At 48.0% G+C, this 24216-nt stretch carries 17 protein-coding genes and 6 pseudogenes; all 23 read left to right on the forward strand.

Annotated elements, in window-relative coordinates:
- Nucleotides 1-45 precede the first annotated feature (45 nt).
- Nucleotides 46-822, forward strand: coding sequence for a flagellar motor protein (locus JCM14374_RS04240; RefSeq protein WP_054693909.1), 777 nt, complete (start codon nt 46-48; stop codon nt 820-822).
- 15 nt (nt 823-837) lie between these two features.
- A complete protein-coding gene (locus JCM14374_RS04245) occupies nt 838-1668 on the forward strand; it encodes a flagellar motor protein MotB (protein WP_054693912.1) in 831 nt (276 codons plus the stop codon).
- A 429-nt stretch (nt 1669-2097) separates the two neighbouring features.
- A protein-coding gene (gene prfB / locus JCM14374_RS04255; RefSeq protein WP_157048956.1) for a peptide chain release factor 2 occupies nt 2098-3145 on the forward strand; the annotation gives its coding sequence in 2 pieces (ribosomal slippage) (nt 2098-2112 and nt 2114-3145; 1047 coding nt in all).
- A 341-nt stretch (nt 3146-3486) separates the two neighbouring features.
- Entirely contained in the window at nt 3487-4320 is an 834-nt protein-coding gene (locus tag JCM14374_RS04265; RefSeq protein ID WP_054693924.1) for a transketolase, read from the forward strand.
- Between the two features lie 21 nt (nt 4321-4341).
- The gene (locus JCM14374_RS04270) at nt 4342-5268 is read left to right on the forward strand and encodes a transketolase family protein (RefSeq protein WP_054693927.1); all 927 of its coding nucleotides are present in this window, start codon (nt 4342-4344) and stop codon (nt 5266-5268) included.
- Between the two features lie 78 nt (nt 5269-5346).
- Nucleotides 5347-6026: pseudogene (ftsE, locus tag JCM14374_RS04275) on the forward strand (cell division ATP-binding protein FtsE).
- Entirely contained in the window at nt 6023-6907 is an 885-nt protein-coding gene (gene ftsX / locus JCM14374_RS04280; RefSeq protein WP_054693929.1) for a permease-like cell division protein FtsX, read from the forward strand. Before ftsE ends, ftsX begins: the two are co-directional and overlap by 4 nt.
- 38 nt (nt 6908-6945) lie before the next feature.
- Nucleotides 6946-8103 carry a murein hydrolase activator EnvC family protein gene (locus JCM14374_RS04285; RefSeq protein WP_054693932.1) on the forward strand — a complete coding sequence of 386 codons (1158 nt, stop codon included), beginning with the start codon at nt 6946-6948 and terminating at the stop codon, nt 8101-8103.
- A 114-nt stretch (nt 8104-8217) separates the two neighbouring features.
- Nucleotides 8218-9369 carry a S41 family peptidase gene (locus tag JCM14374_RS04290; RefSeq protein WP_242848816.1) on the forward strand — a complete coding sequence of 384 codons (1152 nt, stop codon included), beginning with the start codon at nt 8218-8220 and terminating at the stop codon, nt 9367-9369.
- Nucleotides 9370-9527: 158 nt separating this feature from the next.
- Nucleotides 9528-10544, forward strand: coding sequence for a hypothetical protein (locus JCM14374_RS04295; RefSeq protein ID WP_157048952.1), 1017 nt, complete (start codon nt 9528-9530; stop codon nt 10542-10544).
- A 308-nt stretch (nt 10545-10852) separates the two neighbouring features.
- On the forward strand, nt 10853-11932 hold the full coding sequence (locus tag JCM14374_RS04300; protein WP_054693942.1) for a hypothetical protein: 1080 nt from the start codon (nt 10853-10855) through the stop codon (nt 11930-11932).
- A gap of 57 nt (nt 11933-11989) precedes the next feature.
- Nucleotides 11990-13980, forward strand: a pseudogene (gene uvrB, locus JCM14374_RS04305) (excinuclease ABC subunit UvrB).
- Nucleotides 13981-14151: 171 nt separating this feature from the next.
- Nucleotides 14152-16982: pseudogene (gene uvrA, locus JCM14374_RS04310) on the forward strand (excinuclease ABC subunit UvrA).
- Between the two features lie 173 nt (nt 16983-17155).
- Entirely contained in the window at nt 17156-17440 is a 285-nt protein-coding gene (locus tag JCM14374_RS14450; RefSeq protein ID WP_242848817.1) for a hypothetical protein, read from the forward strand.
- On the forward strand, nt 17437-18855 hold the full coding sequence (uvrC, locus tag JCM14374_RS04315; RefSeq protein ID WP_242848818.1) for an excinuclease ABC subunit UvrC: 1419 nt from the start codon (nt 17437-17439) through the stop codon (nt 18853-18855). Before JCM14374_RS14450 ends, uvrC begins: the two co-directional genes overlap by 4 nt.
- Nucleotides 18856-18946: 91 nt before the next feature.
- Nucleotides 18947-19303 (forward strand): phage holin family protein, encoded by a 357-nt coding sequence (locus JCM14374_RS04320; protein WP_054693944.1) that lies wholly within the window; start codon nt 18947-18949, stop codon nt 19301-19303.
- 233 nt (nt 19304-19536) lie between these two features.
- Nucleotides 19537-20342, forward strand: a pseudogene (locus JCM14374_RS04325) (Cof-type HAD-IIB family hydrolase).
- 117 nt (nt 20343-20459) lie between these two features.
- A complete protein-coding gene (locus tag JCM14374_RS04330) occupies nt 20460-21182 on the forward strand; it encodes an SIS domain-containing protein (protein WP_242848819.1) in 723 nt (240 codons plus the stop codon).
- The gene (locus tag JCM14374_RS14455) at nt 21131-21490 is read left to right on the forward strand and encodes an SIS domain-containing protein (RefSeq protein WP_242848822.1); all 360 of its coding nucleotides are present in this window, start codon (nt 21131-21133) and stop codon (nt 21488-21490) included. The genes JCM14374_RS04330 and JCM14374_RS14455 overlap by 52 nt, the downstream gene beginning before the upstream one ends.
- A 28-nt stretch (nt 21491-21518) precedes the next feature.
- Entirely contained in the window at nt 21519-22307 is a 789-nt protein-coding gene (locus JCM14374_RS04335) for a PHP domain-containing protein (protein WP_054693947.1), read from the forward strand.
- Nucleotides 22271-22645, forward strand: coding sequence for an RNase adapter RapZ (locus tag JCM14374_RS15645; RefSeq protein ID WP_369397297.1), 375 nt, complete (start codon nt 22271-22273; stop codon nt 22643-22645). Before JCM14374_RS04335 ends, JCM14374_RS15645 begins: the two co-directional genes overlap by 37 nt.
- A 44-nt stretch (nt 22646-22689) precedes the next feature.
- Nucleotides 22690-23168, forward strand: a pseudogene (locus JCM14374_RS15650) (RapZ C-terminal domain-containing protein).
- A 10-nt stretch (nt 23169-23178) separates the two neighbouring features.
- Nucleotides 23179-24107: pseudogene (locus JCM14374_RS04345) on the forward strand (gluconeogenesis factor YvcK family protein).
- The last annotated feature ends 109 nt before the right edge of the window (nt 24108-24216 follow it).

Below are 24216 nucleotides of genomic sequence, written 5' to 3' on the forward strand. Positions count from 1 at the left end.
TCAGTGTCTATAGTCTTGAAACTGTTGTGGGGAGAGGGGTAGTAAATGGATTTAGCTACGTTAATCGGACTGTTACTTGGTTTAGGCGGTCTGCTGGGAGGATTTATGCTGGAGGAAGGCACTCCCGGGATGCTGGTGCAGCTTTCTGCATCGGTAATAGTATTTGGGGGCACTTTCGGCGCGGCCATGCTCAGTTTTACCATGGAGGAAATTAAGACGGTACCGTATTTCCTGAAAGTGGTATTTACCGAAGAAAAAATAGACTACTTAACGATTTTGGACCTGCTGGTAGGTACGGCTGATAAAGCCAGGCGCGAAGGTTTGCTGAGCCTGGAAAGCCAATTGGGCGAAATAGATAATGTATTCCTCTCCCGCGGACTGCAGTTGGTTATAGACGGAACCGATCCGGAATTGACCCGTAATATGTTGGAAATGGAATTGGAAGCTCATGAAAAACAACAGAAGGTCGGCGAAGAAATCTTTATGGCTATGGGGGGACTCGGACCTACCATGGGCATTATTGGAACGGTTATGGGCCTGGTGCAGGTGCTTAGCAACCTCAGTGATCCTTCCAAGCTTTCCGGCGCTATCGCTGCGGCTTTTATCGCTACCCTGTACGGTGTTTCTTCCGCCAACGTATTATGGATTCCCTTTGCTACCAAAATCAAAGTTAAGGCCCAAAAACATGTGCTGCTGATGGAATTGATTTTAGAAGGGGTCTTATCTATTCAGGCTGGTGAAAACCCGCGGGTTATCCGCGAAAAACTCATGACCTTCCTGCCCCCGGACACCCGTCAGACTGTTTCCGAACAGGAAACATAATAAGGAGATTGCGAAATGGCACGTAAAAAAAAGCTTCCGGAGAAGGAAGCCAATACAGAGCGCTGGCTGATTACATACTCAGATCTGATTACCCTTCTTATGATTTTTTTCATAATTATGTATTCCATGAGCCAGGTCAATGCCGCCAAGTATGCGGCAGTCGCTAACTCCCTGAGCCTGGTTTTACGCGGTCAGGCTATGTCGGTTCTGGAAACCCAGGGGCCTTCTATGGTGCCAGGTATTTCCGGGCAATTGGCTCCTGAAGGACCGGGCAAGACTTCAGCCAAGCAGGGGGAATTGGAAGAGGTTAAAAAACAGATTGCTGAATTTATCAAGGCCGAAGACTTGAAGGCTGAAAAAGAGAAAAAGGCCGGCAACCTTTCCGTTAGCAAATTGAGCGATAAGATAACTGTTTATGAACAGGAACGGGGTCTGGTTATCAGTTTTAAGGACACGCTTTTATTTGCCAGCGGTTCAGATCAATTAAATGATAAGGCGCGCCAGATTATAATTCAGGTATCCGCGGCTCTGCAGAATATTCCTAATTACATACGCGTAGAAGGGCATACTGACAATCTGCCTATAAACACGCCGCAGTTTCCTTCCAACTGGGAGCTTTCGGTATTGCGCGCCTCAAATGTAGTTCATGTTATGAGTGAATCGGCCGGGATTCCGGCTGAAAGGCTTTCCATAATCGGTTACGGGGAAAACCGTCCCCTGGTGGCTAATGACAGCAGTGAAAACCGGGCTATCAACCGCCGTGTGGATGTGGTTATTTTGAAGAAAAAATATGATTATTTTGAGCCGCCTACAACGGAGAACTCATCACCTGCAGCCAACCAATAATATATAGCAGCAAGCGGAGGTTGTTTAAAAAGGAATCGATGATATGCAATCGCTGGGCGGGGTCGGATCCGATACCGCCCGGTTCTGTTTCGGGTACAATAATTCTTGGCAAAAGATAACTAAAACGACTGTAATAAAAAGGCTTATTACTTTCCGCCGAGCCTGTAATTATGTTGACATTATAAAAAATAAAAAATCAGTGTTCATCTGTGTTAATCTGCGGCTATTTATTGGGGTAATTGTACATATGGTTCTCCGGGCAGGCTTGACGGGACGGATGGGGAACCGATATCATTACTCGGGGAGGGCAAAGGTCTAATTATACAAATCTAAGAAAAGAATTATTATATAGAGATAACGACAGGAGGATACAAATTGACAGAAGATCCCAGGGCTCTGTGCCTTCAGATAATCAAACGTCTAAATGAAATGAGGGTTTCTCTTTGACCTGGACAGCCGCAAACGAGAGGTAGAAAGCCTTCAGAATCTTAGCCTGGATGAAAATTTTTGGAATGATAGTCAGGAAGCGGCCAGGATACTTAAGAAAATCAACGACCTGCAAGAGGGGATAAATCAACACCAGGATTTATTGAACCGGGCTGAATATATCAGAGAACTGCTGGAAATGGCGGAATCCGAAGATGATAAAGAAATCTGGCAGGAAGTAGTGAAGGATTTAGCGGTTCTCGATAAACAGTTCCGCGAATTTGAACTGGTGGTTCTTTTCTCCGGAATCCATGATGACCGCAACGCTATTGTTTCGCTCCACGCCGGTGCCGGGGGAACTGAAGCCCAGGACTGGGTAGAGATGCTTTTCCGTATGTACACGCGCTGGGCGGAAGCTTCTTCATATGGGGTAGAAGTCCTTGATTTTTTGGACGGCGATGAAGCCGGTATCAAAAGCGTAACCTTTCTGGTAAAAGGGAAATATGCTTTCGGCAAATTAAAATGCGAAGAAGGGGTGCATCGTCTCATCAGGATATCGCCCTTTGACTCTTCGGGCCGCAGGCATACTTCATTTGCTTCCCTGTCTGTACTGCCGGAGATAATTGAAGATGTTGAGGTCAACATCAACCCCGAAGAACTGCGTATAGACACTTATCGCTCCGGAGGGGCCGGAGGCCAGCATGTCAATAAAACGGATTCGGCTGTGCGTATAACTCATATATCTACCGGTATTGTGGTGCAATGCCAAAATGAACGCTCCCAGCATGCCAATCGCCTGGCGGCCATGAAAATCCTGACCGCCAAGCTGTATGAAATAAAACAAAAAGAAATGCAGGATAAACTGCAAAACCTCAAGGGAGAATATAAGGAGATAGCCTGGGGCAGCCAGATAAGAACCTATACCCTGAATCCCTTTAGTTTGGTAAAAGACCACCGCACCGGCCTGGAAGCGGGCAATGTGCAATCAGTCCTGGATGGGGACCTGGATAACTTTATCAGCGCTTACCTGCACCTGAAAGCCGGAAGTTGATTTAGAAGCTGATTACGCTGACTTTATATGATTTCCGCAGGATTAGCCATAATAATAATATAATTTGGCAGCGCCGCTGCCTGTCGTTGCTATGAAAACCATGTATTTGTCATTGCGAGGAGCGCAGCGACGCGGCAATCTTCCCCGGTCATTGCCGCGAAAGGCGCTTTTCGTTTAGTGTACGTAAAGTCATAAATAACCAGCTTGGTCTGCTTTAATAAATCTGTGCAAGTCATAGCCGTCTGTGAAGTCAGTGTCTGCCAGAGGCGATTTAGTCCTGCTTCAGCGTTAATCATAATAATTCTGCGTATTCTGCGTCGAAATAAAGAGGAGAGAATGTTGTGCGTGAGATTACAGAAGAATCATTAAACTTGACCCGTGAAAAGGCGCGGCTTTTGCGGCGTGATATAATTGACATGCTGGGCAAGGCTGGGTCAGGTCATACCGGAGGGTCGCTTTCAGCCGCCGATATCATGGCCTGCCTTTATTTTTGGGAGATGAATATCGATCCCTCAAAGCCTGACTGGGAAGAACGGGACCGGTTTGTTCTCAGCAAAGGCCATGCCGCGCCGGTTCTCTATGCCAGCCTGGCGGAAAGGGGATACTTTTCCCCTGCATTACTGCAAACCCTGCGGCAATTGGGCAGCCCCCTGCAGGGTCATCCTGACCGTAAGAAACTGCCTGGAGTGGAGGCGTCCACAGGTTCGCTGGGACAGGGCATTTCCTGGGCTGTGGGTATGGCGCTGGGAGCAAAAATCGATAAGAAAGTTTACCGCATTTATACCATGGTAGGAGACGGGGAACTGGAAGAGGGCATGGTCTGGGAAGCGGTTATGGCTGCAGCTCATTATAAGCTGGACAACCTGGTCATAATTGTTGATAACAATGGGCTGCAGATAGACGGGCCTATAACGGAAGTCTTATCTCCCCAGCCCATTGCTGACAAATTTAATGCTTTTGGCTGTGAAGTCCTGGAGATAGACGGTCATGACCACCGTCAGATCATGCAGGCTTTACAAAAAGCCCGGTCAGCGAAAGGCAAACCTGCGGCTATCATAGCCCATACCATAAAAGGGAAAGGGTGTTCCTTCATGGAAAACCGGGTGGAATGGCACGGCGCTGCCCCCAAACCCGATGAAGTCGAACGCGCCTGGCAGAACTGGGGTAGGGGTTAATTATTTTAAGGAGTGAGTTTTTTGCAAAAGCAGGCAACGAGAGATGCCTATGGGCAAGCCCTGGTGGAATTAGGACGTTTGCATGAAGATGTGGTGGTTTTGGACGCCGACCTTTCGAAGAGCACCAAGACGGCTGATTTTGCCAGGGTATTCCCGGAGCGTTTTATAAATGCCGGCATAGCCGAACAGAATATGATAGGTATGGCGGCGGGGTTGGCGACAACCGGTAAAATCGTGTTTGCCAGTTCCTTTGCTATTTTTGCCGCCGGGCGGGCTTTTGAACAGGTGAGAAACTCCCTGGCCTATGCGCAGCTGAATGTTAAGGTTTGTGCTACCCATGCCGGAATCACCGTGGGAGAGGATGGGGGATCACACCAATCTGTTGAAGATATTGCGCTGATGCGCAGTGTGCCGGGCATGAAGGTTATAGTTCCCTCTGACGGGGTGATTACTCGCAAAGCCCTGGAAAAGCTTTATGATACCCCGGGTCCCGCCTACCTGCGCCTGGGCAGGTCCGCCGTTCCTGTGATATATGACGAAAATCAGGAGTTTGAAATCGGTCAGGGAATTAAGCTCAGGCAGGGATCTGATGCAGCGGTAATCGCCTGCGGCATTATGGTGGCTGCGGCTATGGAAGCCGCCCGGGCACTGGAACAGGAAGGCATAAATATTACTGTAATCGACATGCCCAGTATTAAGCCCCTGGACCGGGAAATGGTTTTAGAGGCCGCACGGGATACCGGAGCTATAGTGACGGTTGAAGAACACAGCATAATCGGAGGACTGGGCAGTGCGGTCTGCGAGCTCTTGAGCGAAGTATACCCGGTTAAGGTTAAACGTATGGGTATCGAAGACCAGTTCGGTCAATCCGGTACTCCAGATGAGCTGCTGGTTCATTATGGCCTGACTGCTGATAAGATTATGCAAAATGTGAAGAAAATTATATAAACATTTAGCAGGTATTTTAAGCCTTTTTGTAGAACCACCAAGGGATGGTGGTTTTATTTTTTTGGGGGAGGACAAATGCTGGTTCAATTCTACAACGTGTCGAAATTATACCCTAATGGGGTCAAAGCCCTGGACGATGTGTCCATGCAGATTGACCGCGGGGAATTTGTTTTTTTAATGGGGTCCAGCGGAGCGGGAAAATCAACCCTGGTTAAAATGATTTTTCGGGAAGAATTGCCCACCCGGGGTCAGATTTTTTTAGCATCCCGCAGCGTGGTAAGGATGAAAAGATCTGAAGTTCCTAAACTGCGTCGTAATATAGGCATAGTCTTTCAGGATTTTAAACTCCTGGAGAATAAAACCGTAATGGAAAATATTGCTTTTGCTATGGAAGTAGTGGGCGCCCGGCCCAAAGATATTCGTGAACGGGTACCTGAAGTAATAAATATGGTGGGGTTAAAAGGCAGAGAAAAATCCTTCCCGGGACAGCTTTCCGGAGGTGAACAGCAGAGGTGGGTATAGCCCGCGCCCTGGCCAATCGGCCTTTGCTGCTTATCGCCGATGAGCCGACTGGGAATTTGGATATCAACACTTCTCAGGAAATCATGGATTTGCTCTATGATATTAATCGCAAAGGGACCACGGTCATCATGGCTACCCATGCCCGTGAACTTGTAAAAGCCGCGCGTAAAAGGGTGCTCATGCTCGATATGGGAAGAATCGTTGACGACAGCCCCACAGGGGAGTCGATATTATGAATCCTGGCAGCCTGTTTTATTTTGTTCGGGAAGCGGGAAAATCGCTGTCCCGCAATCGTTTGTTGAGTTTTGCAACGGTTTCTACTGTAGCCATCAGTATCTTGATTCTGGGATTTGCGCTCTTGGTTACTATTAACACCACTTATTTTATGGAGAAGCTCGAATCCGATGTGGAAATTATAGCCTTCCTTGATAAGAGTTTAACTCCATCCCAGATAAGTGATGTGAAAACCGAGATCAAGGATATTCCCGGGGTAAAATCAGTGAACTTTGTGTCACGCGATGAGGCCCTGGAAAAAATGCAGAAGAGCTTTGGCGGCAGGGAATACGATCTCAAATCCACCCTGGGCAAGAACCCGCTGCCGCACAGTTATAGAATCAAGGCGGGAGAGCCTGAACAGGTTCCCAAGATAGCTGCGCGGGTTAAAAAAGTTCACGGGGTGTATAAAGTTAATTACGGCCAGGGGGTAGTTGAGAGGCTTTTCAAAATTACCAGCTGGATTAGGATTATCAGTCTTATCTTCATCATCCTTTTGATCTTTGGAGCGGTATTTTTAATAGCCACAACTATAAGACTGGCTATTTTCGCTCGTCGCAAGGAGATTTATCTCATGAAACTGGTAGGTTCGACCGACTGGTTTGTGCGCTGGCCGTTTTTCATTGAAGGCGTTACTCTGGCTGCATTAGGTTCAATAATTTCTGTAGCTATTTTGTCATTAAGTTATGGTTCATTGATAAAAAAGATGGGTTCGCTGTTTTTTATACCACTGGTTACTGATGCTGCGACTTTGAGTCATGTGTATCTGGGACTGTTGATCACCGGGGCTCTGCTGGGGGTCATTGGGACCTGGATATCTTTGAACCGTTTTCTAAAAGTATAGGAAGAGCATATAATTAACCAGTATTCAAGGGGGATGCTATGAAGTTCTTACATAAGCTTGCGGTTATATTTATTTCCATATTTGTCATTGCGGGGATAATACTGCCGGTTTACGCAGATGAACTGGAAGAAAGCCAGCAGAAGCTCCAGGATATTAACCGGCAGATCAATCAGCAAAGAAGCAATGTCAACCAGGCGAAGCAGAAGGAAAAAAGCATTCTGGGGCAGATTCAAACCATAGAGAAAAATATTTACCGCACGCAAAATGAGATCAAGGTGATTGGGGCGCGGGTAGCGTATCTGGACAATGACATTGCGGCCACCAACAGGGAAATCGATAAGAAAGAAGAAGACTTGGCCAAAAAGAATGAGATTTTGGGCCGCAGGCTGCAGTTTATATATGAGCAGGGCGCAGAGGTATCCTACCTTGAGGTTCTGCTTTCCGCTGCCAATATTCAGGATTTTTTGACCCGTTATGATCTTTTGAACAGCATTGTGGAACAGGATGTTGATTTAATTGAGACCGTTGAACGGGAAAAACGTGAACTCGATATGCAGAAAAGCGACCTGGAGGTAAAGAAAAATGAAATGCAGGGCCTCCAGGAGGAACAGAAGGATAAGAAGGAAGAATTAGATTCACAGCACCTGGAAAAACAGAAGATTTTGGACAGCGTTCGCCAGGAAAAAGCTGCCTATGAAAAGGCTCTGAACGAATTGGAACAGGCGTCAAAGGAAATAGAGGCTTTAATCCGCAGGATTCAGGGCGGCAGTACTGCCCAGCTGGGAACTGGCATTTATACCTGGCCCCTGCCGGGTTATACCAAAATAGTATCTGATTCTGGTTTTGGCATGCGTTATCACCCCATCTTGAAAACCAGGAGAATGCATACGGGCATCGATGTAGCTGCTCCCACCGGGACCAATATTGTGGCCGCAGATGCCGGGACGGTTATATTCGCAGGGTGGATGAGCGGTTATGGCCAGTGTACGGTTATCGATCACGGTAATGTTAATGGAAATAATATGTCTACCCTATATGCGCATCAGTCGGTTATTATCGCCGGAAAGGGAACTTCAGTCATAAAAGGCCAGACTATCGGCAAGGTTGGCAGTACCGGCATGAGTACCGGCCCCCACCTGCATTTTGAGGTACGTGTTAACGGTACCCCTGTCGACCCGGTTGGATATGTGCGTTAAGGTATATAAAGAATTATTATTGAACCGCGGCGGGGATCATCTGTCTCCGCTATTTTTTCTACTCCTGACATATAAGCGGTGTATAATAAATAAAATATAGGTATGGTGGGTGAAGTGTTGAAAACAAAAGGCATATGGCGCGGATTGAACGGGTTTTTTTCTTTGTTGGGTATTCTGACGGTAGTTGGCCTGGTATTTGTTTTCGTCAGCAATGCGGCAGGGCTGGGTACCTTTATCAGTGTACTGGGTTTGATTAAAACTCAATCTCTTTATGAACTGGATAATTCGAAGCTATTTCAGGGAGCGGCTTCCGGCGTGGTGGAACTGCTGAAAGACCCGTATTCTGAATACCTGGACCCTTCGACCTGGCAGGATTTGAAGGTTAGATTAGATGCTAAATTCGGCGGTATCGGTGTTTATGTCCTGCAGGATGACAGCGGCAGGCTGAAAATATTCTCACCGATAAAAGGAACACCGGCTTTTGAGGCGGGGGTAAAACACGGGGATATTATAACCAAGATAAATGGAGAGAGCGCTACGGGCATGACCCAGGATGAGGCTATTCACCTCATGCGGGGTGACCCGGGAACTCAGTTGCTTTTAACGGTTTTCCGCCAATCTGAACAGAAAGAATATGATTTTAAAATTATTCGGGAAATAATTAATGTGCCTTCGGTTGATGGGCGAATGCTTGATGATGCTTCGCAAATCGCCTATATACAGCTCAACCAGTTTCATGCCAATTCTGCTCAGGAAATGGAGAGTACAGTAAACAACCTGGTGCGTGACAAGAAGGCTAAGGGCATCATATTGGACTTGCGGGATAATGGCGGGGGCGATTTTGACGCCGCCATCAAAATCGCCGACCTGTTTCTGGATGATGTAGAGGTAGTCAGCGCTAAAGATACTCACGGCAACAAGAAGGTCTATAGGGCTGCTTCCGGGAAAATAGCCGCCCCTATGGTAGTATTAGTAAATGGCGATAGTGCCAGCGCCTCTGAGATTCTTGCTGCGGCTTTGCAGGATAACCGCCGCGCGGTTCTGGTAGGGCAAAAGACCTTTGGCAAAGGGCTGGTGCAGACAGTATTTCCGCTGCGGGATGGAGGCGCCCTGAAACTTACTACCCAGAAATACTTTACGCCCCGGGGAACAGACATAAATGAAATTGGTATAAATCCTGACTACGTGGTTAAAAATAACCCCGGCAAAAATGAGGACCTGCAGTTGCAGAAGGCCGAAGAACTGCTGAAAAAGCAGATATACTAGAAAACAGCCACAGATAACACTGCTGGTCACAGCTTCTAAACATGCGTCGGGGATTCTAAACAAAAGCAAATAAATGACAAATTCCCTTTCAGGAGGCCTGGTCAACAAGGAATAACAGGCGCATTACCGGCAGCCAACCGGCATTTTGATTTTCTTCGGTGAGAGTAAAGGAAGGTGAGGTTTTGCAGCTTTTGCTTTCCATCCTGTCATTGATGGGGAGAGTGCTATTAGAGAGCTTTAGTTCGTGGCCTTTTTTAATGATCTTTGTATTGCTGTTTATTATAGTTGTGTGGCAGTATAAACGCCTGGAGGAAATGTCAGTTGTTAAGCCTTCCCCCGGGCGTTATTTGCGTTCAGCACTGATGTCAAGCCTGCTGGGAATACTGGGCGGTGTTTTAGGCAGCCTGTGCTTAATCTTAATCGGAATTGATTTGACTAATATAGCCATAATGCAATTATGGCTGGCGGCGCTGATTTTAATGCTGATAAATGCCCGCTTTCTCTGTTTTGCTTATGCCGGGGGATTCTTGTCCCTGCTTTATATTTTTACCGGTTATCCGGATTTGGACGTGCCTCAGTTAATGGGTTTAATAGCCGTCCTGCATATGATGGAAAGCCTCCTGATACTGGCTAATGGCAGTTATAATCCGCTGCCGGTTTATGTGAAAATCGGCGGAGAACTTCGGGTCGGGTTTAACCTGCAGAAGTTTTGGCCCATTCCCTTGGTGGCTTTGATGAGTTCAGGCATGTTAGCTGATCCGGGAACCTCCATAAACATGCCGGATTGGTGGCCGCTGCTGAAGGGATACTCTGCTATGGCTCCCGCGCAGAACTACGTGCTGCTGCCTGTCCTGGCTGTGCTGGGCTACGGGGAGATATGCACCACCAGCAAACCGGCCCAACGGGTAAGGAAATCCGCTTTTAATCTGCTGCTGTTCAGTATTACATTGTTGATACTGGCGGTATTGTCCTCACGCTGGTCACCGCTGCTCCTGATAACAGCATTATTTGCTCCCCTGGGCCATGAGGCCGTAATCTGGTTAGGCAAACTTGAGGAAAGCCGGGGAAAGGCCTTGCAGATACCAGCAGAACCTGTAACAAAATACGTTATAATAAATGACGCCAGATTTGACCGATTCTTAATAAGGTTGTGGCGAAGAATAAAGAAACATTAGCCACAGATGAACAAAGATTAACACTGATGCACACAGACATTTTTATAAATATTAATTTAGGCCTGGTGTTTTGAATATTGTAATGCGTTATGGTTTTATATCGCCAGTGTAAACGTTGCTTGGCTTGTCTTAAATGAATGTTTTCCGCGCCCAATGGGTTCTTGGACATTTTTCAATGTGACTTACCTAAAATTTATCTGTGGTTATCATTCCCTCACTTTGTTCACACTTTGTAGCCCCTTTGAATACCCTGTATTAGATAACGGTATCTGCATTAATCTAACTGGTTGAGGAGAGAGGGTTAACGCATGACCAACAGGGGAAAAATCCGTTATGTATTTACGAGCAGCAACAGCGTCGAGGGATTTTATAGTTATGTTCCGGAACTGGTCAAAAACCTTAAGATGACCTACATTCTTAAAGGAGCCGCTGGTTCAGGCAAATCAACCTTTATCAGGCTCTTGGGAGAATCTGTCGCCCAGCAGGGCTATGAAATAGAGTTCTGGCTCTCGGCTGCCGATGCCGTAAATCCTGAAGGGGTGTATATCCCGCGTCTGGAAATGGCCGTGGTCTGCGGAAACTGGGAGAAACACCTCGACCCCCTCTATCCTGGAGCTACCGGGGAGATAATCAATCTCGACGATTTTCATGATAAAGAAATGCTGCGCCAGCGAGCCGCTGAAATCATAGAACTGGTCAATAAGATACATGATGAAAAACAAGGGGTGTACCATTTCCTGAAGATCAGTAAAACTTTGAAGGAAGAAATGAAAAAACCGGTCACCAGCCGGCTCAATATGAAAAAGCTGCAAGATGTGATAAAAGATCTTAAACAGCAGCTTTTCGTACCCCGCAGCGGAGAGAAACACTATTTCGCGCGGGCTTTCACCAGCGAGGGTTTAATTGACTACATCGATGAAATAAGTAAGGATTGCCGCAAACGCTATATTCTGCGGGGACCTGCCGGAAGCGGCAAATCAACGGTTTTGGAGGAAATAGCCCGCAGCAGCCGTGAACAGGGTTTGGCTTTAGAGTATTATCATTGTGGTTTGGAGCCAGACAATTTATCCATGATTATTATCAGCAGCCTGGAGACAGCCGTGATTGATGCCGGCCGGATGGAAATTTCGGTTAAACCCTGGGATACTATTATCGACATGCAGACCTGTCTGGACCTGTCCCCTGTATCTGAACCCATAACAGAAAGCAGTGAAACGGCTCGGGCTTATGAAGATCTCCTGCAGCAAGCCCGCGCGCAGATGGAAAAGGTCCAGGAAACATTAAAAGATCTGAAAAAAATATATTCCGCCTCCATGGATTTTGCGCGGTTGGACTGTCTTCGCAAGGAGTTGGCGCAGCAAATCATTAATGAGTCTTCCCCCTTGTAAAGTAAAAAGAATAAAGGTATTATTTTTATACGTACATTAGTTCGATTGGGGTTTGTTATGCCAGCTTTTAAAATCAGTTCTGAATACCAGCCTGCCGGTGACCAGCCTGAAGCCATAAGAGAACTGGTCAGGGGTCTTGAAGCAGGCTGTCCTGAACAAACTTTGCTGGGGGTTACCGGTTCCGGTAAAACTTATACTATGGCGCGGGTTATTGAACAGGTACAGCGGCCGGCGCTGATTCTTGCGCCCAACAAAACCCTGGCCGGACAGCTTTATTCCGAGTTTAAACAGTTTTTCCCCGACAACGCGGTGGAATACTTTATAAGTTACTATGACTACTATCAGCCAGAGGCCTACGTTCCGCAAACCGACACCTATATAGAAAAGGATTCTTCAATTAATGATGAGATAGACAAGCTCCGGCATTCAGCCACCGCGTCCCTGTTAGAGCGGCGGGATGTGATCATCGTAGCCAGCGTTTCCTGCATTTACGGTCTGGGCGCTCCGCAGGATTATTATGAAATGGCCGTTTCCCTGCGGCCCGGCATGGAGTATTCCCGGGATAAAATGCTGATGCGCCTGGTAGAAAACCATTATGAACGCAATGAGATGGCTTTTGAACGGGGCAAATTCCGGGTGCGTGGTGATGTAGTGGAGGTTATGCCCGCATATACTAATGAAAGCGCCCTGCGGGTAGAATTTTTTGGAGATGAAGTTGAGCGGATAACGGAGTTTAATCCCTTAACCGGCGAGGTATTGGGTCGCAGATGCATGTCATGATTTTTCCGGCTTCTCATTATGTAACCAGTCGGGAACGCATGCTGGAAGCGGCGGGAACTATTGAAGATGAGTTGGACCGGCAGATCAACCGGTTTAAAACCGAAGGCAAGCTGGTGGAAGCACAGCGCATCGAACAACGCACCCGTTTTGACCTGGAGATGATAAGAGAAATCGGGTTTTGCAAGGGGATTGAAAATTATTCGCGCTATATAACGGGACGGGCTGCGGGTGAACCTCCGTATACGCTCATAGATTTCTTCCCTAAAGATTATCTGTTGTTTATAGACGAATCGCACATCACGATTCCCCAGGTGCGGGGAATGTATGAAGGAGACCGTTCGCGCAAACAAAACCTTATAGAATACGGTTTCCGGCTGCCCTCGGCTCTCGATAACCGCCCCCTGAAATTTGACGAGTTTACGGAGAAGCTTAATCAGGTCATTTATGTGAGCGCTACTCCGGGAGATTACGAGCTGCAGCGCAGCAGTCAAGTGGTAGAGCAGATTATCAGGCCCACCGGACTGGTTGACCCTGAGGTTGAGGTTCGTCCTACCGCCAACCAGATTGATGATCTGATGGAGGAGATACGCCAGACCGTAGAAAAGGGCTACCGGGTTCTGGTAACCACCATGACCAAGCGCATGGCGGAAGATTTGTGTGATTATTTTTCCAATGCTGACATGCGGGTGCGTTACCTGCATTCCGATATTGACGCTCTGGAGAGACTGACTATTCTCAGGGAACTGCGGGCCGGGGTCTTTGATGTTCTAATAGGTATAAATCTCTTGCGGGAAGGTCTGGATCTGCCGGAAGTTGCCCTGGTGGCTATACTTGATGCTGACAAAGAAGGATTCTTAAGGTCGGAGCGTTCTTTAATCCAGACTATAGGCCGGGCCGCCCGTAATGTGGATGGTAAAGTGATAATGTACGCTGACCGCTCTACCCTGTCTATGCAGAAAGCGTTGGATGAAACCAGGCGGCGGCGTGAAAAACAGGTGGCCTTCAATCAGGCCCACGGCATAACTCCGGAATCAATTAAAAAGGCTATATATGCCGCCGTTGAGGCTACTATTGCCGAGGAACCAGGTCAATACGATGTGGAGCATTACCGCAAAATGCCGCGCGAAGAACGGGAGCGGCTGGCGGCGGAAATAGAAATCGAAATGTATAAAGCGGCTGAACGGCTCGAATTTGAACAAGCGGCCCGGCTGCGCGACATGGTCCGTGAACTGCAGGCCGGGAAAAAGCATAAAAAACATAAGGGATAGGGGTTTCTTTGACGCAGAGGACGTTGAATATTATGTTCCACGCAGAGCTGAGAAAGAATAAGCAACAATTTCATCAATAAATATAAACCTTCCTTACAAAGGATATATTCTAGTTCAATCATAATTCAATCAGCGTATTTTGCGTCTACTAAATTTCATGGTGGTTTATTTATGAAGGATTATATTTTCGTTAAGGGCGCCAGGGAACATAACCTGAAAAACATCGATTTGAAGATTCCCCGCGATAAGCTGGTGGTCTTCACCGGGGTTTCCGGATCGGGCAAGTCCAGCCTGGCTTTCGACACCATTTACAGCGAAGGGCAGCGCCGCTACGTGGAGTCCTTGTCTACTTATGCCCGCCAGTTTTTGGGGCAGATGGACAAGCCCGATGTGGATTACATAGAGGGTCTCTCGCCTTCCATATCCATTGACCAAAAATCCACCTCTAATAATCCGCGTTCCACTGTAGGTACGGTAACAGAAATCTACGATTACCTGCGGCTGCTGTATGCCCGCGTGGGGCAGCCGCATTGTCCCCGTTGTAAGCGGTCCATTCAGAGACAAAGCGTAGACCAGGTCGTGGACCAGCTTCTTGCCTTGCCGGAAGGAAGCAAACTCAAAATATTAGCCCCGGTAGTCAAAGCGCAAAAGGGTGAACACCGTAAGCTTATGCAAAACTTGTTCCGGGATGGTTTTCACCGTCTCCTGGTGGATGGCTATGAGTATACCTCGGATGAAGAGATCAATCTGGAAAAGAATAAAAAACATGATATATCCGCGGTAATTGACCGTTTGGCGGTCAAGGACGGGGTGCGCAGCCGCCTGGCTGAATCTATTGAATTGGCTTTCGAACTGGGAGAAGGTATGGTGGCAGTGCGCAGGATTACCGACCAGGGCGAGGAAGAGCATCTTTTCAGCCGTGACTTTGCCTGCCCTGATTGCGGTTTCAGTCTGCCGGAACTTACCCCGCGCATGTTCTCGTTTAACAGTCCCTTCGGCGCCTGCAGCGAATGCGACGGGCTGGGTGAAAAACGTGAGATTGATCCCGAACTGGTTTTGGATATGGATAAGTCTTTGCAGGATGGAGCGGTTGTGCCCTGGGCCAGCAATTATTATACCTACTACAACCAAATCCTGCGGGCCATGGCTGAAAAAAACGGGATACCCCTGGATCGTCCCCTAAAAGAACTGAGCAAAAAACAGATTCAGACCATTCTATACGGCAGCGGGGAGGAGCGTTTTCTCATTAATTACACCAATTCTTACGGGGAAAGCGGAACCTTTCGTTCAAGTTTTGAAGGTATAATCAACAATCTGGCCCGGCGTTATCATGAAACCAAATCCGAAGCCTCCCGGGAAGATATCGAGAAATATATGACCAGTCGGCTGTGTCCGGCCTGTCATGGCAAACGCCTCAAAGAGGAAATTCTGCATGTTTTCGTGGGCGGGCTGCCCATAACCGATATCACCGGGATGGCGGTACACCAGGCCTTGAATTTCTTTAAGTTCCTGCAACTGAATGAACGGGATGCCTTTATCGCCCGTCAGGTTGTAAAAGAGATCAATGAGCGGCTCAATTTCTTGGTTGACGTGGGTTTGGACTACCTGACCCTGGACCGGTCAGCCGGGAGCCTGTCCGGAGGCGAGGCCCAGCGTATAAGATTGGCTACCCAGGTGGGTTCCAGTCTGGTAGGGGTTCTCTACGTGCTGGACGAGCCCAGCATAGGCTTGCACCCGCGGGATAATGACCGGCTCCTGGCAACATTGAAACGGCTGCGTGATCTGGGCAATACAGTAATAGTTGTGGAGCATGATGAGGATACCATCCGTAATGCCGACTATATCGTGGATATCGGCCCCCGGGCGGGAATTCACGGCGGTCAAATTGTGGCCCAGGGCAGTTTGCAGGAACTGATGCGGGCAGAAGAGTCTTTAACCGGGCAGTATTTTACAGGCAGCCTGAAGATCGAAATCCCCGCGCAAAGACGGCAGGGAAATGGCAAAAACCTCATTATTCGCGGGGCCAGCCAGCATAATTTGAAAGATATCGATGTAACTATTCCTTTGGGGAAAATGGTTCTTATAACCGGCGTATCCGGTTCAGGCAAAAGCACCTTGGTGGAAGATATCATCTATCCGGCCTTGATGAAAAAACTTCATCATAGTTCTGCCCGTTATCGCGCCGGGCAATTTGCGGCTCTGGAGGGCGCAGAAGAGATTGACCGGGTAATCAATATCGATCAATCACCGATTGGACGTACTCCGCGGTCCAACCCGGCTACTTATACGGGAGCTTTTGATGGCATCCGGGAACTGTTTGCCAATACTCCAGAATCGCGTATGCACGGTTACAAGCCGGGACGCTTTAGTTTTAATGTCCGCGGGGGGCGTTGTGAAGCCTGTTCAGGGGACGGCATCATTAAGATAGAAATGCACTTTTTACCTGATGTTTATATACCTGCGAGGTCTGCAAGGGCAAACGCTATAACCGCGAGACCCTGGAGGTAAAATATAAAGGCAAGAATATTGCTGATGTGCTGGCTATGACCGTAGACGAAGCAGTGGAATTTTTTGCAGCGATTACCGGCATACACCGTAAACTAAAAGTTCTGCAGGATGTGGGTCTGGGCTATATTCAGCTGGGACAACCCGCGCCCAGCTTGTCTGGAGGGGAAGCCCAGCGGGTCAAGCTGGCAACAGAACTATCCAAGCGTTCCAGCGGCCGTACTCTGTATATACTGGATGAACCTACCACCGGGCTTCACAAGGAAGATGTTAAACATTTGCTTAGGGTTCTAAACAAATTAACAGATTATGGAAACACAGTCTTAATTATCGAACATAACCTCGATGTTATTAAGTCTGCCGACCATATTATCGACCTGGGACCGGAAGGCGGGGAAAAGGGCGGCGAAATCGTGGCACAAGGCACTCCCGAATATGTAGCCCAGGTGGCCCATTCCCACACCGCCCGCTACCTGCGGGAGGTTTTGGGGAGTTAGTCAACATGATAAATTCTGTATTAATCATAATTTTCAGCGTATTCTGCGTCTATTAGGGGTATGCGGATGAGGGAGCGGCTGCAGAAGGTGCCTCTCAAGCCAGGGGTGTATATTTATAAGGACAGGGAAGGCAAGGTTCTCTATGTAGCAAGGCGCGTTCCCTGCGCGGCCGCATGCGCTCATATTTTCAGGCTCCGGAAAAACTTGACCCCAAAGTGCGGGCTATGATGGCCCGGGTGGCGGATTTCGATTATATTGTTACCAACAGCGAATTAGAGGCTCTGATACTGGAGAATGACCTGATAAAATCCTATCAGCCCCGCTATAATATCCGGCTGCGTGATGATAAAACCTATCCGTATTTAAAGATCACCATGACTGATAAATACCCGCGCCTGGTGCTGGTGAGGAAGATAGGGACGGCAAATCACGCTATTTCGGACCGTATACAGATGTGACCGCACTGCGGGAAACCCTGAAAATACTGAACACCATCTTTCCGCTGCGTAAATGTAAAACCCTTCGTCCAGGCGGACGTCCCTGCCTGAATCATGACATCAGACTCTGCCTGGCGCCATGTACCGGTGAGGTTACTGAGGAGGACTACCGCCAGGTGGTAAACGAGCTGATCGCTTTCCTGGAGGGCAGCTATCAAGGGTTGCTGGAAGCCAAGCAAGAGGAGATGAAAAGCGCGGCTGCCCGTCTGGATTTCGAAACCGCCGCCCGACTGCGCGATCAGATTAACGGCATCAAGAAAATACAGGAGAACCAGCAGATCAACTTTGAAAAACCGTATGACCTGGATATCGTGGCTATGGCGGGCTTGGAAAAGGAACGCCTGGTTATTGTCCTGAAAATCCGTCAGGGGAGAGTCGCGGGCAAGGATACCTTCTGGCTGCAGCGTTCCATTGATGAAAATGAAGCTGAAATCATGGCTTTCTTCATCCAGCAATATTATAAAGATAATCACGATATTCCGGCGGAAATCTTATTGAGTCCGCAGCCATCCGAACCTGAACTTCTGCAAACCTGGCTGAGTGAGGTCAGCGGCAAACGGGTGAGAATGCACCAGCCGCAGCGGGGAGAACGCCGTCAGATGCTGCTGCTGGTAACGAATAATGCCCGTGTATTGTGGGAAGAAAAGGCTGAGAAGAACCTGCACAACCGCGAGGCCCTTTTGCGCATCAGCCGGGTATTGGGATTAGAAATCATTCCAGATCGCATTGAGGCTTATGATATTTCCCACCTGGGAGGAGAAGAAACCGTGGCTTCAATGGTGGTATTCACCGGAGGAAGTCCCGACCCTAAAGCTTATCGCCGTTTTAAAATCCGCAGTGATCAGAATAATGATTATGCTTCTATGGCGGAGGTTTTGGGAAGGCGCATAAATGAGGCCCGCAAAGGCAATTCGGCTTTTCTGCCTGAACCCGATCTGATATTGATTGACGGGGGAGCCGGTCAGGTTAATTCGGTCTGGGAAATAATGAATTCAATCGGCGCTGATATTCCTGTGATAGGTTTGGCTAAAAAGAATGAATGGCTGTATAAGCCTGAACATAGCGAACCCCTGGTTCTATCCAGGCGCGACCCTGGATTAATGCTCCTGCAGCGTTTGCGCGATGAGGCTCACCGCTTTGCCAATGAATACAACCGGCAGCGCCGCAGTAAAAAATTGCAGCGTTCATCCCTGGATGATATACCGGGGATAGGGCCGCGGCGTAAAAAAAGTCTTTTGACTTATTTTGCTTCCGCCGCCCGCATCAGGGAGGCATCGCTGGATGAATTAGCACAGGCTCCGGGAATGAATCTTCCTGCGGCCCAGGCTGTTTACAGACATTTCCATACAGATGAAAAGAGCGAAGATGACAGGTAAAAGCTGTCGTTTTACTGTGGCAAAAGATATTTTCGTGATAGAATATGATTAATTAAACCAGCATAAATTATTGGGAAAGGGGATAATTATTATGCAAGGCTGGATACTCAGGTGGTTGTTGAATATTTTGGCGATTATTATTACGGCCGCTATTATCCCGCACTTTGACCTGACCGTCTGGGGGGCTATTGTAGGATCCATTTTCCTGGGGATAGTTAATGCTATTATACGGCCGATTTTGCTGCTGCTTACCCTGCCATTAAATTTGGTCACTCTAGGGTTGTTTACGTTTGTTATAAACGGCTTCATGCTCTGGGTAACCTCAGCTACGGTTAAGGGATTTGATATTCATGGTTTTGGCTGGGCAATTTTAAGCGCGGTTCTTTTAAGTGTGGTCAGTTTTGTTATCAGCTTTTTCGTTGATGATAAAACCTTTGGCTGGAGATAAGGGTAGTTAACCGCAGATTAACACAGAGTTTATATGTAAATTCAACGTATTTATATTTCCTGCGGGTATATTGGTATTATCAGCAAGAGCCGGGATAAACCCCGGCTTATTAATATTTGTGAATTACGCAAGTTCCGCAGAAGGTATCATTTGGCGATGGCATAGGTGCGCGGGAGCTTGAATTTGAGCCAGGTCAAATGCGAAGGTCTAGTGAATTATCTCTGGAGGTTTTCATGAACATAAGACTGGTAGCGATAGATTTAGACGATACTTTGCTGGATTCGGGTCTGCAAATATCTCCGCGCTGCTTTGCGGCCATTAAAGCGGTGAGGGAAAAAGGCGTTCTGGTTACCCTGGCTACGGGACGGATGTTTCGATCCGCCCTGCCTTACGCACGGCAATTGAACATGGATATTCCCTTAATAACTTATCAAGGAGCCTGGTGAAAAATTCCCAATCGGGCGAGGTGTTGTACTACCAGGCCTTGCCCCGCGATATCGCGGGTGAGCTGATTGCATATTTCAAACAGGCTGGTGTGCATTGTCATACGTATATTGATGATCAACTGTTTATGGAATCGTTAACCCCCCAGGGAAAATATTATGAGGAACTGGCCGGGGTCAAAGCCTGCCTGGTGGATGACCTGGCTCAGGAAGCCCGGGAACGGGATGCCATGAAAATCATGGCGATAATTGAGAATGAAGCTGAGCTCCTGAAAATGCAAAATCATGTAAACGAAAACTACGGACACCTGCTGCACATTACCCGTTCAAAACCGTTATTCCTGGAAGCCATGGCTTTAAAGGCCAATAAGGGTCTGGCGCTGCAGGTAATTGCCGAACACTATGGAATAAAGCGAGAAGAGGTCATGGCTATTGGGGACAGCTATAATGATTTGGACATGATCAGGTGGGCCGGCATCGGGGTGGCCATGGACAACGCCCGTACGGAGGTAAAAGCGGTCGCGGACTATATTACGGCCTCCAATGAAGACGAAGGTGTGGCCGAGGCCTTGCATGAATTTATTATCGATCAGTAAGAATAATAGACACAGACTTTTCAGACCATGACCGATAAAGAGAGTGAACGCCGTAAAAACTTTAAGATCTGTGATAATCAGGGTTAATCTGTGGCTAATTTAAAAGGGGGAATTGTAGTGGAACTAACGCCGGAAATGATGATGGATTATCTGTACGGTTTACCTGAGCAGTTTGTACAATGCCTGGCTATGGATTTCAGTTTTGCCGCCCAATATGCTAGAGAATACCGGAATATTGTAGTTTCAGGGTTGGGAGGCTCGGCCATTGGAGGCGATATACTCCGCAGCTACGCATTGCATCAAGCCCAGGCGCCGGTATCTGTCATACGCGGCTATGATATCCCTGCTTTTGTGGGAGCGGATACGCTTTTTCTGGCAACAAGCTATTCGGGCAATACCGAAGAAACCCTGAGCGCTTTCGAACAAGCGCGACAGAAAGGAGCCTCCATTATCTGTGTCAGCAGCGGGGGTCAAATTAGCCGCTGGGCCGAAGAACAAGGTCTGGGACTGGTCAAGGTGCCGGGCGGATTGGTGCCGCGGGCGGCTACAGGTTATCTTTTTGCCCCCCTAGCCATATGTCTCGAAAAACTAGGTATTATTTCGGGGGCCGTATCAGGTTTGCAGGAAACGGTTGAAGTGCTGAAGGAGCTTCGCGATTCTCTTATTCCGACTGTTGAAGCGCCTGAAAATAAAGCCCGGGAAATAGCCCGCCGTTTGAAAGACGCTGTTCCGGTTATCTGGGGAAGTACAGGAAATACCGAGCAGCAGCCCTGCGCTGGAAGGCGCAGATTAATGAAAATGCCAAATGCCCGGCTTACTACAATGTGTTTCCTGAATTAAACCATAATGAAATCGTGGGTTTTGAAACCCCGGCAGAAATCTTGTCGCGTTTAGCGGTGGTGATTTTGCAGGACCGTTATGATCATCCCCGCGTGAAAAGACGTATGGAAATCAGTGAAGAAATTATAAAGCCCAAGGTTAAGGATATTCTCAAAGTGGAAAGCAAGGGTGAGTCATTCCTGGCCCGGTTCTATTCGCTGGTATACATCGGCGACTATGCCAGTACCTATCTGGCCTTGGAATATGGTATTAACCCCACCCCGGTCAAAGTCATTGATTATTTAAAAGCGGAGCTGGCCAAAGAATAGATTATTTGAACGTGATTTAGGTATTGTTATGCAATTTTACGGAGATTATCATACACATTCGCGATGCAGTGATGGCAGGCAAAACTGCCGGGAAATTATTCACGCAGCCCAGGAAAAAGGCTTGCGGGAAATAGCGATTACTGACCATGGCCCGCTGGTGGCGGTAATTGGGGTCGATTCTCCCGAAACTTATCTGCAATTAAAAGAAAAGGTACAGTCTCTGCCGCTGGATGACGGTTACCCTCGGGTCTATGTAGGAGCAGAAGCCAATATACGCGATATGAACGGCACTTTGGACATCCCCCCTGATGTAACCGACCAATTAGATATATTGATTGCGGGACTGCATCCTTACACGATGCCGACTTCGTGGCAGGACGGCTGCCAGTTGTTTGCGCAAAACTCCCTGCGCCACCTGGGTCGTAAGCATCGTGAAAAAGCGGTTAATAATAATACCAAAGCCACAGTCGAGACATTATACCAAAACCCCCGTGTGGACATCCTGGCCCACCCGGGGCTTTTCTTTAAGGTTGATGTGGAGGAGGTCGCCCGCGCTTGTGTGGATAATGAGGTTTTGTTTGAAATCAACTGCGGTCATGAACACCCGTCTTTATCTGATATAATGAAAGCAGAAAGGTCCGGGGTTGATTTTATTGTTAACAGCGACGCTCATTTTCAGGAAACCGTGGGAAGTCTGGATTACGGTGACAAGACCCTGGGGAGATTGGATTTGGATGAAGATAGAATCGTCAACCGTGCCAGCGGAGGGGGTTTTAAAAAGTGGGGGAAGAGAGACAAAGACTGCACGTACTCATAATTACCGGCTTGTCGGGGGCGGGAAAAACCCAGACCATCAATAGTCTTGAGGATATGGGATATTATTGTGTTGATAACCTTCCTCCGGCCCTGCTGCTAAAATTTGTAGAAATGGCCCTGCAGTCAGAAGGCCGTTTGGAAAAGGTGGCCTTGGTTATAGATGTCCGGGGCAAAGACTTTTTCAAGGACCTTTCGGAGGCCCTGGAAGAATTGCAGCATCACCGCATAGCCTATGAGATCCTTTTCCTGGAAGCAGCTGATGATGTGCTGGTCAGGCGTTTCAAAGAGTCGCGGCGTCCGCACCCGCTGGGTAATGAAGACAGCTTCTGGAGTCAATAAAGACCGAACGTGCTCTGTTGGAGGAGTTTCGCGGGCGCGCCAGCGTGATTATCGATACCTCCGATTTGGCCCCCCGTTTTTTGAAGGATAAGTTAAAGAGCCTGTACAGCGAAGACAACAGCGGGGACTTCACGGTTAATATCATGTCTTTCGGCTACAAATGGGGTATTCCCCTGGATTCAGACATAGTTATGGATGTCCGTTTCCTGGCCAATCCGTTTTATGACCCTCTGATGCGAACCTTGACCGGTGAGGATCATGAAGTAATAGAATATGTGCTTAATTCTCCGGTTACGCGGTCTTTTACACGGCGTTTTCTAAACCTGCTTAAATACCTGATACCCAATTATTTAAATGAAGCAAGGCCAACCTGGCAGTGTCCATCGGCTGTACCGGCGGGCAGCACCGTTCGGTGGTCTTATCGGACTATATCGGTAAACAGTTAAAAAAATGGGATACAGTGTATTTATACGGCATAGAGATATTGAGAAGTATAAGCGGGAGGACTAACTGTATTGACTGAACCCAGAATTGTGGTTTTAGGAGGCGGAACCGGCCTGTCGGTTCTCCTGAAAGGGCTCAAAAGGTATACCAGCAATATAACTGCTATAGTAACGGTCAGCGATGACGGCGGCAGCTCAGGCGTTTAAGAGCCGAATTGGGAGTGCTTCCTCCCGGAGATATCCGCAACTGCCTGGTTGCCTTGGCTGAAACCGAAACCTTGATGGATCAGATATTTCAGCACCGTTTTAGCCAGGGAGACGGGCTGAAAGGACACAACCTGGGCAATCTGCTCCTGGTAGCCATGACGGAAATAACCGGGGATTTCATTTCCGCCATTAAAGAAGTCAGCCGCGTGTTGGCGGTACGCGGGCGGGTTCTGCCAGCCACTTTGGAGCATGTCAGTCTGGGAGCCCGCATGGACGACGGGGTTACGGTGTGGGGCGAGACCCTAATTCGTGATTACGGCGGTAAAATCAACAGACTTTTTTTATCACCAGAATGTGAGCCTGTACCCGAAGCATTGGCGGCCTTGAATGAAGCCGACGCCATCATAATTGGTCCGGGGAGTCTTTATACCAGCATCATTCCCAATTTAGCAGTTAAAGGGATAGCCGATGCCATCGCTGCCTCCAATGCTATCACCTTTTATGTAGGCAATATTATGACGGAGATGGGAGAGACTGATGCCTTTACGGCATGCGACCATCTACGGGTTATTTTTGATCATGTTGGGCAGCAGTTGATCGATTATTATATTGTAAATACCGGCAGGGTAGACGAAGCTCGGCTTAACCGCTACCGGGAGGAGAAATCTGTTCCGGTGAAAATAGACCGCGAGGAAATAACCGCTCTGGGAGTGCAGATTATTGAAGCCGACTTAATCGGGTATGACCAGGTGGCCTGGCATGACCCCGATAAACTGGCCCGGGTAATAATGCAGACCCTGCGCGGAATATAGGAAATTAATAGCCACAGATTAAAGATTAACACTGATTATGTGTTGTAATTGCCTATTGCCAGGAGTAGCGTCAAGCGTGAAAGTCCAGTTAGTTATTTTTGCTGGGCGT

The organism is Syntrophomonas palmitatica JCM 14374 (genome assembly GCF_001311885.1).
Taxonomy (GTDB): Bacteria; Bacillota; Syntrophomonadia; order Syntrophomonadales; family Syntrophomonadaceae; genus Syntrophomonas_A; species Syntrophomonas_A palmitatica.

What these genes read in the sequence shown, in the direction of transcription:
- JCM14374_RS14450 (WP_242848817.1), top strand. Translation starts at nt 17,156, where the DNA reads ATGCGCTCATATTTTCAGGCTCCGGAAAAACTTGACCCCAAAGTGCGG.
- JCM14374_RS04300 (WP_054693942.1), top strand. Translation starts at nt 10,853, where the DNA reads ATGACCAACAGGGGAAAAATCCGTTATGTATTTACGAGCAGCAACAGC.
- ftsX (WP_054693929.1), top strand. Translation starts at nt 6,023, where the DNA reads ATGAATCCTGGCAGCCTGTTTTATTTTGTTCGGGAAGCGGGAAAATCG.
- JCM14374_RS04335 (WP_054693947.1), top strand. Translation starts at nt 21,519, where the DNA reads ATGCAATTTTACGGAGATTATCATACACATTCGCGATGCAGTGATGGC.
- JCM14374_RS04245 (WP_054693912.1), top strand. Translation starts at nt 838, where the DNA reads ATGGCACGTAAAAAAAAGCTTCCGGAGAAGGAAGCCAATACAGAGCGC.
- JCM14374_RS04285 (WP_054693932.1), top strand. Translation starts at nt 6,946, where the DNA reads ATGAAGTTCTTACATAAGCTTGCGGTTATATTTATTTCCATATTTGTC.
- JCM14374_RS04240 (WP_054693909.1), top strand. Translation starts at nt 46, where the DNA reads ATGGATTTAGCTACGTTAATCGGACTGTTACTTGGTTTAGGCGGTCTG.
- JCM14374_RS04320 (WP_054693944.1), top strand. Translation starts at nt 18,947, where the DNA reads ATGCAAGGCTGGATACTCAGGTGGTTGTTGAATATTTTGGCGATTATT.